Source organism: Sphingobacterium sp. JUb20, assembly GCF_004342035.1.
In the GTDB taxonomy this organism is placed as follows: domain Bacteria; phylum Bacteroidota; class Bacteroidia; order Sphingobacteriales; family Sphingobacteriaceae; genus Sphingobacterium; species Sphingobacterium anhuiense.
Genome location: NZ_SLYV01000005.1, coordinates 233,830 through 248,164, shown reverse-complemented (window position 1 = coordinate 248,164; position 14,335 = coordinate 233,830). Strand labels below are relative to the sequence as shown.

Genomic DNA, 14,335 nt, shown 5'->3' with positions numbered 1-14,335 from the left:
TAAACCGAACTACTTCAATAAATATATGTTACTCTCCAACGATCAGAAACCCGCCGTCTGCTTGAAGAGTCACTTTTACCAACTTATTTTTTTGCACAGGTATTTCCTTGTATTGTGCTGTTCTATCCTTATTATCGGTGTACAATTGCCACTTTTCTCCCGAAAGCATCGGTAAATGAATCGTTAACTCTTTTTCCTTTTTCTCTGCATTGATGCCTGCGATGTACCAACGGTCAGCATGTCTTCGGGCTAATACCACATACTTTCCCGGATATCCATCTATCAAGACCGTTTCATCCCACGTCGTGGGTACTGCTTTCATAAAATCAATAACATGTTTAGGCATCTCCGTCAGATTGTTAGGTGTAATTCCAAAATTCTGAACCGGTGTCTGAAACAGAACGGCTGTAGCCAATTGAAATGTTTCAGTTGTCTTTCGGATCATCCCACCGTTGTTTTCACGATTATGCTTTTTATTGAGTAGAACGGGGCCGAAATCCATTGATCCTACAGCATTCCGAATAAAGGGATGTAAACTCGCATTAAAAGCTTCATTATCATTCGCATGCTGCGTAAAGATCAAGTTCTCTGAAGCAAGTACAGCCTCGCTCCCCACAAAATTGGGGTACATACGTTCCCATCCCCTTGGCAGAGTACAGCCGTGAAATATAACCGATAGACCATAATCATTCGCATCCGATAAAATATCTTCATAGAGCTTCATGGTCTCCTGTTTGTCACCACCAAAAAAGTCAACCTTGATACCTTTTATACCGACACTTTGCATCCAGGCCATTTCCTTTTTTCGGGCAGTGGCAATATTCATCATATTTTTAGGCGTTTGTGGCGCATCATTCCAAAAACCGTTGGAATTGTACCATAAACAGATGCCGACACCTTTGTCTTTTCCATAGCCAATCAAAGCTTCAATTTTATCACGTCCGATTTTGCTATCCCACCAATTATCGACCAAAACAAATTCATAGCCCATAGCGGCAGAGAGATCTACAAATTTTTTCTGATCTTCAAAATTAATACTTTCATCTTGCCACTCCAGCCAACTCCAAGTTGAACGTCCATAAGAATATTGTTTTGATGCCTTGTACACAGGCTCAACCACATCAAATGAGATGGTAGTCTCTACAATGGGTTTTAACGTACTACCAACAGTCAATGTGCGCCACGGTGTATTGCCCGGTAAAGCAATTGCCGGTTGCGCACTACCGATCCCGTTGTTTTCCCCGATCTCCGGAAATGCGACCTTATATTGTCCGTCTTCGCTTCCTTCACTCAACTTAGATCCACAGTATAGTGCTCCTACTCCAGTTTCAGAAACGAGTACCCAGCCACGGTCACCAACACGGAATAATCCTGGAAAGGTATAACCGTATCCATACTTAGAAGGAACTCCCAATTGCGCATCCACCGTATACTCCTCTTCATAACTTGGTTTCGTTTTCATCCAACCAGACATGGGTGGTGCTTGAGGAGTCAAAAAGGTGGTCGTCAGATTCGGGAATTTAAATGCACTCAATTCTTCTTCAATATATAGATTGGCAGCTTCACCGACCTGTGGCACATGGTACCGAAAAGCAATATCATGATTACTAACCCGAAACACCACATGTAAAGCTTGTTTATCGCTATTTTCTAATTTACAGATCAGCTCATTTGCCTGGTAATGTACCTGTTTTCGCTTTATTTTATCCTCCTCATACCACACATCAACTTGGTTATTGATCTGATCAACTAGTTTCAAATTAGTCGATAGATCAACATGACGTCCTTTTAATCCGAGTGAAGATCTTTCAAGCATCACCTTTCCATCTAAATGGACATCATAATAAAGCTTGCCCTTTTCCATAGAGACATTGACCACTAATCGTTTATCAGGTCCAGAAATAGTCAGATTTTGCGCAAAAACCAACAGTGAGCTCAAGCTAAGAACAGTGACGATAAGTAAACGTTTCATTATAGTGTAAGTTTTTTTTGTATAAAAAATTATAAAGAAAGCAAACCTTACTCGTGTGTAGGAATTACTTTTTTAATAGTTCCATCTGCTTTAAATTCCAGCTTATCCATACATACTTCCCGATTGTAACCTGCTGCATCGCCCATATGTATACCATTAGGATAATTAAATCGGTGATAGACGATATACCATTCATCGGTACCGGGTATTTGCAATACAGAATTGTGTCCTGTACCATAAATTCCTTGTGCAGGATCTTTCTCAAGAACAATATTATTCTCTGGGATATGGATCTCTCCCATTGGTGATGATGAAGTACCATAACGTACCCGATAGTTCTCACTTCGGGTATCATCCTCAGACCAGAAAAAATAATAAGTTCCATTTCGGTAAATGACATAAACACCCTCACGAAATGTACCATCAATCTTTAAGGTTTTCATTGTATGTTGTTTGATCGATACCATATCCTTGTTCAATTCCGCAACAGCGAGATAACCATTGCCCCAATACAAATAACTTTTACCAGATTTCGGATCGTTAAAAACTGCTGGATCAATTTCCTGTCCGCCTTTAATACCATCAGGTTTAAAATCGATCAAGGGTTTTCCTGAATCCTTAAATGGACCTGTAGGCAAATCAGCAACAGCAACACCTATCTTTTGCGCGGCTGTGAAATAGTAATAATATTTATAATCTCCCTTAGCCTTTTTTTCCGTTATGGTTGGAGCCCACGCATTACGAGTTCCCCAAGGCACTTCTTTTTTCAAATCTAAAATAACGCCTTCATCTTTCCACGCTTTCAGATCATCAGAAGAAAATGTCTTAAAGTAATAACCTCCCCAGCCATCAAATCCATCACTCGTCGGATAGATATAATACTTTTTCGTTTTATTGGAATACAGCACATCTGGATCTGCATAGAACCCATCCAATACCGGATTTTTTCGATTTGGCACTGTGATGTCCTTTGGTGTACCCCAACGATCTGTCACTGCTTTAAATTCACTTCTTGACAATGGAATAATAGAACCGTGTCGGGGATGAAAATCCATGTTAACCTCATGATCAATCACCTTGAAACGATCCAAATCATCAGATTCACAGAACTGATACTTACCCTTCCCATACACATCATACATTAAAATGTATCGATCTGATTGATTAAGTTTAAACACACTCGAACCTTCAACAGCGTCAGTAGTCTGTTGTTTATAACCAGGCTGTTCGATCCATTTTCCAGAAGTAAGAGAATCGGTTAAAGCTAATCTAAGACCGTTACTGTGTCCTTCAGTTTTGTAAAACATATAAAATAGTCCGTTCTTATTGATGATATCGCCATCTATACAAGATTTCCCATTTTTAGGAACAAACAAGACCTTAGGTTCTGCTTCAAAATCAGTAAAGTCGCTATTAGCGTAAGCATAATAAATGATATCAGCACCATCGCCATGCTTCATCGACCAGTAAACCATATATTTATTAACAGCGGGGTCATATATGGTCTGTGGAGCCCAAACGCGCTTCAAATTTTCATGACCTTTAAATCGATCTTGAATATTAATTACGCGATGTTCCCAATGAATAAGATCATTCGATTTTAACAATATCAAAGCACGATTAGAGTCCCAACCTTTTGATGAGGTCATATCGGTCAGCACCATATAGAAAGACTGACCGTCCTCACCCCGCAAAATATGCGGATCGCGTACGCCACCCGTTGTACTAATAAGCTTTGAATCCAAGATAGGCTGATTCTGGTTCAATGCGCGATAGGTATAACCATCGGTACTAACAGCAAAACAAACGGATTCATCTGCTACCGAATTGCCTTTAAAATAAGCAAATAGGTAACCGACAAAATCCTTTTCGGCAGGACCGAATTTATATTCCTGACCTCTGGCCTGACCGATCATATTAATGGCAAAAAAAGTAATTAAGATTGTGGCTAACGGCCATTTTCTTTTCTTCATGTAAAGTTTAAGTTATGAGGTTAATAGAATAAGGTTGAGCATGCTTTTTACGAATTTACAAATAGGATTGCATAAATTACTTGAGGACTATCTTTTGTACCGGAGTATAAGTATACTCTTCCGACGAGGAAGACTTCACACCCACACGCGCAAAAATATAATCTTGATCTTTCAATCCTGAAGACAACTGAGCGGAAACACGTGTTTCCGTTCCTATCACGATGTTGTTAAGATCAATTTTAATCTCCTGATCAAAGACAACATGATCGGTCAACATAGATTTACGTAAGAAAACCTTTACTTGATCCAGATTGGAAGACTCAGCGGTCTTTCTGATGATAAAGTTTGCCGCTATTTGACCGTTTGTTGCCTGAAAACTTTCATTTCCCACAGAAAAATAAGGGGTAACGGGTACATCAAGAATGGTATTTCCATCCACATTTACGACAATTGTGTCGGTCGATTGCCGTAACCAGGGTGAATTTCCTTTTCGGACTAATTTATACTTACCTTTAAATAGGCTGGCAGAAAACTCACCTGCTTGATTAATATAGACCGGAATCAATGATTTTAAAGGATAACCGTCCTGCCATAACTCCAGTTCTGGACCGTTATTCCTTACACCGACAGGTTTGCCCTCAAAAACCACTTTTCCGGTTAACGAATCTTTAGGTGCTTCAAAATTATCATATTCACAACCAACTACTAAAAGACCTAGTGTAGCAGTTAGTACTGTTAAAAATTTTATTTTCATGACTCAGTAGATTATTGTAATGGATTTCTAACAATTTTTGGATTATTGTCCAGTACTCTTTGTTCAATAGAGGAATAATAATTTGCTAAACGGAAAAAACGAGCTTTGCGGAAACGACTAGGTTTGATGCGTGCATAGATAAATTTACCATGGTCCACATGTCCCGGACGTACCACACGATAACCATACAGACCGAGCACCACAGCATTCGGATCATTTTCAGACCCATTCCATACCGTATGCGCTAAACGCCATCTTTTCAAGTCGAAAAAGCGGTGATCTTCAAAAGCAAGTTCTACCCTACGTTCATTACGAATGACATCCATGGTTAATGTGGTGACACTGTTGGCTGGAAACCCAGCACGTTCACGTAAAGTATTGATATATTGAGTCGCTTCACCGATTTGTCCAAGTTCAAATGTTGCTTCAGCAGCATTGAGGTAGACTTCGCCAAGACGGAACCAAGGCCACCAATTAGCAGCAGATGTCCCTCTGGCACTAGCAGCAGGAGCATCACTCACAAATTTACGAATGTAAAATCCCGTATTACTCACATCCTGTGCATCATCCTTCGGCCCATCAAAACCAGTCCACAACCCACCTGCATTTGCTTCCCCAAGTTGATTTCCCAATTGTTGTCCCAATTCTGGAGCTGTTGTAAGCTGGTAAGTTCCGTTTTGCCATGTAGCAACACCTGCCTGTATGCTCACACCACTATTTCGGAAAGAACTTCCTGGATAAACCACAGTACCATATAGACGAGCATCCTTATTCTTAAAAATATCATCAATACCAGTATAAGTGATGTAATTTCCATTCGCATCACGATCTTGAAGTGTACCTTTTCGTCCATCAAGGTAGTCGAAACTCTCGACCAAGCTGAGCGAAGGAGAAATGGTAGATGAGGACTCGTTATCTTCTGTCAGGCTCTTCACAATATTATCATAGGTAAAGCGATGGGTTTTAAGACCAACTGCAAAATCCTTTGCAAAAATCACTTCAGATCCTGTTTTTTTGTTCAGCATTTCATAGAAATTAGAACCCTTATCCGGATTTTCATTAAACAGACGATAAGGACCGCTCATCAACTCTTTTGAAGCTGCTAATGATTTACGATAATAATCATTGGCCATAGCTGCTGGGATTCCTACTTCACCGCCCGCTGTAACAATAGGTTCTGTCATCAAACCATTGTATTTAGCTAAGGATGCCGCATACAACATTGCTCTACTTTCCAAAGCAAGAACCGTATATTTATTGGCTCTTGTCTTACTCGTACTATTACCTGCGAGATCCTCTTTTATTGCTTCCATTTCCTGATATATAAAATCGTAAATCTCATGCTCTTTAGCCCGAGGCACTTGAAGTGGCGTGGGATCACCGCTAAAATCATAGATAAGTTGCGTCGTCACCAAAGGAACTCCTCCCATACGTTTTACCATTTCAAAATAAACCAGTGCCCGAATAAATCGCAGTTCCGCCAAATATTGCTTCTTTGTTACTTCAGTTAACTTGGTACTTAATGTTTCTACGTTTTCTAATGAAAGGTTGATATCACGAATTAACCCATAATCCCAATAACGGCCGTAATCATCGCCAAATTGAAAATCATTACGCCAATTCTGATCACGGTGCCCGGACCACATGGCATCATCCAGCTCAGTCATACCTCCCGTGTTAAAAACACCATGAAGGGTTGGTAAGCGATTATAATAATTTGCCAGTATAGAAGTCAGCAATTTTGGATCGTTCCAAAGCTGATCATCCGTGATCATGCTTTTGGAATCCCGATCAAACCATTCGTCGTGTTTACACCCCCCAAATCCAAGGCATACAAACAGAGCCAAACATGTATATAGCTTTTTCATTATTGATTTTCTTTAAAATGTAACATTAAACCCAACCATAAATACGCGCTGCTGCGGATATACTACGGCTGCCGCTGCTTCGATCTCTGGATCGATCTGAAATCTTTTCACGTTATCAAAAGAAAACAGATTAGATCCATTAGCATAAATGCGGATTTTCTCTGCTTTGATTTTTTTCACTAAACCAGTAGAAAAGTTGTAACCAAGCTCTAGATTTCTGATTCTTAAATAACGGACATTGGTTAACCAAAAGTCACTGTTTCTGCTATTGGGACCCGAATTTCCATTTCGAAGTGCCGGATAATAACCTGCAATCCATTCACTATTTGAATCATAAGGATCGGCACGATGCCAGCGATCTTCCAAAAGATAGGCAGGAGAATTACCGCCTCCGTGAAAGGCATTACGCAGTTCGTAATCCTGAAACCAGGACTGTACCGCACCCCCAGAAAAATCAACATTCATGTCGATACCTTTCCAGTTCAAGCCTATCCTTCCACCGAATGACATAATTGGAGCCCAACCTGTTGGATAACCAATAGGACGTTCGTCCATACCGTTGATAACACCATCACCATTAACGTCTTTATAGATAAAATCTCCCGGCAGTTGCGTACGATTATTGGCCCCATCGTTGTTGATCGGATGATTGCGAATTTCGTCTTCCGATTGGAAACGTCCAACCACTTGATAACCCCACCATACACCACCCCAACGGTCTTCGGCCGAACTCCGGTATTCATTCCACGAATTGCTGAACCTTGGTTTGTATGATTCAAGATTCTTAAAGCGTGAGTAAGTAAGATTAGCACTCACCACATAGTTCAATTCCCCGATCTTATCGGTATAGGTAATGATACCTTCAGCACCGTAGTATCCATTTTTACCCAAATTTTCATTAGGAAGGTCATATCCAATTTCTACCGGAAGTAGAACATCGTATTTCTTTCCTGGAAATCCAGTTCGGATAATCTTAAAGGCATCTGCCGTCATTGTCAATTTATTGTCCAACATCCCCACATCTACACCAATGTTATAATTGGTATTTTTCACCCAGGAAAGTTTCCTTACCGGCAAACCTCGAGGCTGTAAACCGGGTACGTAATTCCCGTCCAGTACGGCATCGCCCGAAGCCCAATTATAACCCGCTAAGTAGCCGTGCATACCTACGCCTTCTTCCAGACCGGTCTGTCCGATAGATGCACGGATCTTCAAGTCATTAACGACTCCTTTTAGTGGTTTAAAGAAGTTTTCATCGGAAATCCGCCATCCAAGAGAAGCACCAGGAAAAAATCCCCAGCGGCGATCTTTATAGTACAAATACGAACCATCGTATCGTCCCAGTAACTCAAGTAAATATTTTCCTTTATAATTATAGTTCAACCGACCGATATATCCGGCACGAGCTTGATAATCCCAGTTGTCCCCAAGTTCATTTAATTCAGAAAGACGTAGCAACGGAATATAATTATTCGATGGATTTGCTCCCAGTGTTTTCATCGTTCTCTCCCAATCGGAACGTTCGTACCCGAGTGTACCGGAGAACGCATGATCACCGATCTGCTTATTATAATCCACTAAGAACTGCGCAAAACGGGAAACAATATCCCGATTGGTATCATAGCGCCATCCTGAACGGCTTCCTCCAGTAGCTTTATACTCATTATCTTCAAAACGGTATACATCATAGGTATATTGAAATCCGTCGAACTTATTATTCGTGTAATTATAAGAAACAGTTCCTTTAGCAGAAAGACCAAATTTAGTTTTATATGACGCAAATAAATTTACATTTCCAGCTAAGTACCGATTATCTTTATAACCCGCAATATCGCGGTCAAAAACAGCGGGATTGTACGCAAAATCATTGGTGTGTGTTGGGTAATCGGGATTATCATTCACATAAGGTGACACCGTAGGTCTGTTTTTGAACATGGCCAAAATCGATGAAAAGTAGCCATCTCCCCCTGGTAAACCAACATCTTGGGTTCCCTCATGTCTTCCTGAAATTTGTGTACCTACTGTCAAACCTTCCAGAACTCGGGCTTCCATATTAGCCTGTAGATTGGTCCTTTTATAATTAAAATCCTTAATCATGGCATCTTGAGTAAGATGACCTATCGAGAGAAAATAATTAGACTTATCACTACCTCCCGTTACATTGGCACTGATGTTACGTTGCGGAATATTCTTACGTATAATCATATCGTAATAATCATAGCTTTTATAACCAGGATCTGTCCCCATTTGCCATTTTGCAAGCTCATCGGGGGTATAGACCGCATTCGGATCTTTTCCCTCATTTTGGGCAGCTTCCACTAACCCACGTGTATATTGCGCCGCATTTGCAAGATCAGGAAAACGTGTTAAATTCTGCCATCCTTGGTATCCATTGATATTGATTTTTGCCTTTTCACCTTTATTTCCTTTTTTAGTGGTGATTAAAACCACCCCACCAGATGCTCTGAATCCATATACAGCGGCTGCGGCATCCTTCAAGATGGATATGCTTTCAATATCCTCCAGATTTAGGGCATTAAAGATATCCGCACCAGAACCATTTTGAGTTCCTACCCAGTCCGTACCTGTTTGACCGCCATAAGCTATTCCATCGATGACATAAAGTGGATTACCCATGTTACGGATCTCGAGAGCTGCTCCTCTTCCTGGACGAGCATCCTTTCCACGTACAGAAATACCCTGCACCTTACCCGCTAGTGCACCCGCTGCGGTTGTTGAAGAAGAACGAACAATATCTTCCGATTTAATATTACTCACGGCTCCTGTAATATTACGTTTAGACTGCGTTCCATAACCAACCACCACCACCTCTTCCAGCGATTGATCACTCGTTTCCAGTGTAATGAAAAATTTGGTTTCATTACCGATCGCAACACGCTGTGTCTTGTATCCAACATAGGTAATCAATAGGAAGCCTTTTCCATCATTCAATTGGAAACGACCATCATAATCTGTACTTGTTATTAAATTGGGCATTCCTTCAACAAGGACACTGGCGCCTACAATCGGCTCTTTGTCCTTATTTATTAACTGCCCCGTAATTTTAGTTTGTGCATATGTCAATAAGGGTAGTAACCACATAAAGACATATAAAAAAAGAATTTTCTTGTTTTTCATAATTTAGTCGTTTTTGATAACTGGTTTCATTTTTTTAAAATTCCGATCAGGTAAAAAGGGTTCATGAGCAAAATCAAATGACATAAGCATCAGAACCAGTAAAAAAAATGAAATGTAAAAACCATTATTATTAAATGTTAAACATACACTTAAAAAAATGTGACAAATTTTTTTATCCTTGATAAAAAATTCAAGCATAGTATTAGGAATCCATAGTCGCTAATTGAAGGTGAAAAAACTATATTGGTTATAATTGTAAAACAAATATAAAAAAATAAATGTAAAACAAACATTTATTTTTTTATATTCAATAAGGGCATTATCTAAGCAAAATAACAACAACGCAAATACTTAAAAACTTGTAAAATAGGCAAAAATCGTATTCAATTTTTTTGTATTTTTAACAATACGATTAAGTCATGCCTTCTAAAATCCAGAAGGAATTCCAAATTTATCAGTCAGTTTTTGCAGCTCGCTACTGGTTATAGACATAACGGAACCATGTCTGGGAGTAAACTTACCGTGCAATGGTGTATTTTGAACAAAAGTAAAATGCGATAGGTCTGAACTTTTACAAAACTGATAATAGCCTTCGGTGTAGCAATCATACATCAAAATATACTCATCCGAGTCGATCAGCTTAAATACACTGGAACCTTCAACAGGTTTATGCTGATCCGGATTGAGATGACGATATTCGGTGTGATAGGGTCCTGTTAAATTTTTACTTAGTGCTCGCATCACCCCACTCTTTGTCTGTAAACCATTATTCACTGTAGATAATCCCTCATCCTTAAAAAATAAGACGTACTCCTTTTTCTGTTTATCGAACACAATATCACCATCAATAGCTGCTGTTCCGAAATCAAATAACAATTCCGGTGTACTGATATCCGTAAAATCAGAATTTGCATACGAGTAATAGATCTTAAAATAGGGCTGCTTTTTATCTCCTACAGCATACTCCCAATCGTGTCTACCGATAGAGTAATAGATCATGTATTGTTGTTTGTCATTGTCCCAAATGGTTTGCGGGGCCCAGACCGCATGTAAATTATCCTGAGCAAATCCTTCGAGATCAGGAAACCGCTTTGGGAAATCAATCGCTTGATGTTCCCAATGGATTAGATCGGTACTTTTCATCAAGATAATACCATCATTGCTTTGCCAGCCCTCGCTTGAACGCATATCGGTCAGTACCATATAGAACGTTTTTCCGTCTTCAGAACGCATGATATGGGGATCACGAATACCTTTTTTTAAAGCAATGCTATCAGATGCAATAACTGGTTTCCCCTCATTTAAGGGCTGATAATTTAAACCATCTTTGCTTATTGCATAACGGACTTGTTCGCCGTCTGGACTATTGTCAGAAAAATAAGCAAACAGATAAGCTACTGCTTCAGATTTTGAAGCTATACTGTGTTGTCCGAATACTGTGATTTTAATCAATACCGCCATCAATATCAATGGCAATCGGATTATAATTTGTATCTTTTTCATGTTATTACTTATTTTTGAGCAGGTATGCGAAAAACGGTGAACGAATAAGGAGACAATTTGCATCTGTCTAATTGAAGTGTTACTGCAACAGGTCTAGCTGTCTGATCTGTTGGTTTTCCTGAAATAACAGTTGCATTCACTTGTTGATTTGCAACACCAATAGTCGAAAGATCAAGTTCAAGATCAATTTCAACGGGTAGCAGATTCACCAGTTTCACGATAATATCACCCGATTTAGCGTCGCGTACGATTGATTTTCCAACTCGTTTACGAACCGTTTCATCTTGATTAGACAACTGTAAATCGCTAAACAGATAGGTATCGCCAGCATGTTGTCCAAATGCCTGTTGGATGTAGTAACCCACAGTAGGTTTCACTGTCGTATTATCGAAATAAATCAGATCTGGAGACCACTGCGTATTTCCTTCTTTTGCCAATAGGGGTGCATAAGAAGTCATCGTAACGACATCGGCATTCCGCTCCACGTTACACAAGTGCAGTGCCTCTGCCAATGCTGTTTCAATTGTACTGGCACGATCAGGAAGATGCGCAGCATACTCTCCAAGATATACCTTAGACTTGTTACGGTCATAACGATCGTAAAAGTCTTGATTATGGATGAACCATCCTGGAGGGTTATAGTAATGTTCATCAATTAAAGGTACATCCAATTTTGTCGCTAAATCCCACCCTTCCACATAATCCGATCCTTCGTAAAAAGGACCCGCCGTTCCAATAACTTTAACATCAGGATATTTCTCTTTTACGGCTTGATAGATCATAGTAAAGCGTTCTTTGAACATATCAGTAATCAGATCTTCATTCCCAATACCGATGTATTTCAAGTTAAAAGGAGCAACATGTCCCGCTTCAGCACGTTTCTTACCCCAAAAAGTTTTACTATCTCCATTAGCATATTCTATTAAATCCAAAATATCTTGAATATAATCGCCCATATCTTCCATTGGAATGCCACACTGCTGCCCACCAAGTTCGTGACCATGATGTCCTGAATTTTGGCATGGTACGCCTGCCGCCACAACAGGCACTGGTTCTGCACCTAAATCTTCACAAAATTGAAAATATTCAAAATATCCTAAGCCAAATGATTGATGATACCCCCAGAGATTACGCTGTGGCTTGCGTTGCTCCACAGGTCCTATCGTATTTTTCCAATGGTAGATATTATCGATACCATCTCCATGAGCGACACAGCCGCCTGGGAAACGCACAAACCGAGGTTTCATGTCAGCAATAGTCGTAGCAAGATCTGCTCTTAAACCGTTCGCTCTATTTCGGAAAGTATTTTTAGGAAATAACGAAATCATGTCCATATCGACTGCTCCATCGTGGGAATAAGTAATCTCCAATCGAGCATCCGATATGGTTGCGTTTCCAACCATATCTAATTTGTACTGTTCCCATTTTTTAGATATTTTTTTTGTTTTCGTTTCACCAATAGTATTCCCCTTCCCATCTACTAATCGAATGATCAGTTGCCCAAATTGACCAGATTTTGTTCGAGCATATACCGAAAACTTATATTGCTCGCCTTGCTGTATAGAAATCCCACCAAATCCCTCATTAACAATTCCTCCTCCATTTTTAGCATGCATGCTTACATAGTGGCGGTTATTTTTGTGAATCGGTGATACCGTATCGATCTCAAGAATCGTTTCCGTATTCGTCGTAATCCAGGCAGTCAGACTGTTCCATTCTTTTCGGTCCATAGCTGAGTATTCAAATCCTCTATTCTGGATTAATTCTGCATATAATCCGCCATCAGCGGCATAATTGATATCTTCAAAAAATGCTCCAATAAGCAAATCACTAATCTTACGATCAGCAATATGTTCATCTAATTTTAGTTTTCCATTCAGAGCCGGCAATGTAGCAAAGCGATACCCATCATCGGCCATACGTTCACTGTTCAACTTCCCTTTGTAAGTATCCAATTGCTGTTTTTTTAGCAAATTTTCAAGGGTTTGCCACGCAACTTTATGAACAGTCCCTGTGTAGATTCCATCCACTAGACGTACCTCAACTTTGCTGTTTTGCGTAACCATTACTTTCTTATTTGCTGAAAATATTTTAAAATCCTTTGTTTCTACAGCGTAATATCCTTGAACATTCCGATCCGTCTTCCAGACGACCTGGTAGATACCTGTCGTTTTGTTGTAATCAATTACAGGACTGAGGCAGTTACCTCCTGCAAATACTAAAGGGTAAGACTGGCTCTCCCACTGTATCAAATCGCGCGATGCACTGTGTGCAAAAGCACCATCTTCTTTATTCAAACTCCAGACACAATGCCAAGTTCCCGTTGGAGATAAAAACAAAAAAGGATCAATCATCTTCTTTTCCGATCCCCATCGACCATAGTCAGACCTTAAGAAACTTGCTTCAGCGCCAATGTTGTTCCATTTCTTCTTATCCAGGCTCCACGCAAAATGCAAACCATTATGGTGATCGTTCTTTCCAGAGCTATAGGCAAAAATATAAACCGAATCCGGTTCATTAGCATACAAGGCTGTATGTCGTACAAGAAAGAAAAACAATAAGCATATATAAATAAGCTGTTTTTTCATCAGAATAAAAATTAATATGAGTTATTTATTTGTAATAACACAACTCAATTATGCGATCTTTTATGAATCAATAATTAAGTTATGAATTTAAACAATGGTGTTGTACACCTTTCATTTTTATCGTGAAATGAAGAGTCCTAGATGGTGCCAAATAGAAATTAAAGTGACATTAGTATAACAGTCTGCACCCTATCAATACTGACTGCTTCACCTACACCTTAAAGCCCATATCGCTACTAAAAATACCTTGAAATAATCCGAAATAGATAACTTACATCAACCTAAAAGCGCCAACACAACCATATGCCTGCTTCACCTTTCGGTTTAAAGGTTATTTTGATGTAATGCCTTTTTCTAGATCGCATCGATTTCAAATGATGTCCGCCTACAGTACCAACAAAACCAAGATGTACTGTTTCGAACGGCTTTAAAGACCATAGTAATTGTAATCACTTTTCCAAATGGCACCAAGTAGAACTTCAGATCATATCTTCCCTCACCGGCTGCATCATGCTCATCACATCTCCGCAGACAAATAA

At 39.6% G+C, this 14,335-nt stretch carries 7 protein-coding genes; all 7 read right to left on the bottom strand.

What is annotated here, in order from left to right; translation table 11 throughout:
- Nucleotides 1-28: 28 nt before the first annotated feature.
- Nucleotides 29-1,972 carry a glycoside hydrolase family 97 protein gene (locus tag EDF66_RS10420; protein WP_132842470.1) on the bottom strand — a complete coding sequence of 648 codons (1,944 nt, stop codon included), beginning with the start codon at nt 1,970-1,972 and terminating at the stop codon, nt 29-31.
- Nucleotides 1,973-2,019: 47 nt separating this feature from the next.
- Nucleotides 2,020-3,945: a family 43 glycosylhydrolase gene (locus EDF66_RS10415; RefSeq protein WP_132842468.1), complete on the bottom strand. Its 1,926-nt coding sequence runs from the start codon at nt 3,943-3,945 to the stop codon at nt 2,020-2,022.
- 76 nt (nt 3,946-4,021) lie between these two features.
- Entirely contained in the window at nt 4,022-4,699 is a 678-nt protein-coding gene (locus EDF66_RS10410; protein WP_132842467.1) for a DUF3823 domain-containing protein, read from the bottom strand.
- Between the two features lie 11 nt (nt 4,700-4,710).
- Entirely contained in the window at nt 4,711-6,567 is a 1,857-nt protein-coding gene (locus EDF66_RS10405) for a RagB/SusD family nutrient uptake outer membrane protein (protein ID WP_132842466.1), read from the bottom strand.
- A gap of 12 nt (nt 6,568-6,579) precedes the next feature.
- On the bottom strand, nt 6,580-9,705 hold the full coding sequence (locus tag EDF66_RS10400) for a SusC/RagA family TonB-linked outer membrane protein (RefSeq protein ID WP_132842464.1): 3,126 nt from the start codon (nt 9,703-9,705) through the stop codon (nt 6,580-6,582).
- 426 nt (nt 9,706-10,131) lie between these two features.
- Nucleotides 10,132-11,208: a glycoside hydrolase family 43 protein gene (locus EDF66_RS10395; RefSeq protein WP_207898582.1), complete on the bottom strand. Its 1,077-nt coding sequence runs from the start codon at nt 11,206-11,208 to the stop codon at nt 10,132-10,134.
- Nucleotides 11,209-11,216: 8 nt separating this feature from the next.
- The gene (locus EDF66_RS10390; protein WP_132842463.1) at nt 11,217-13,796 is read right to left on the bottom strand and encodes an alpha-L-arabinofuranosidase C-terminal domain-containing protein; all 2,580 of its coding nucleotides are present in this window, start codon (nt 13,794-13,796) and stop codon (nt 11,217-11,219) included.
- Nucleotides 13,797-14,335: the final 539 nt, after the last annotated feature.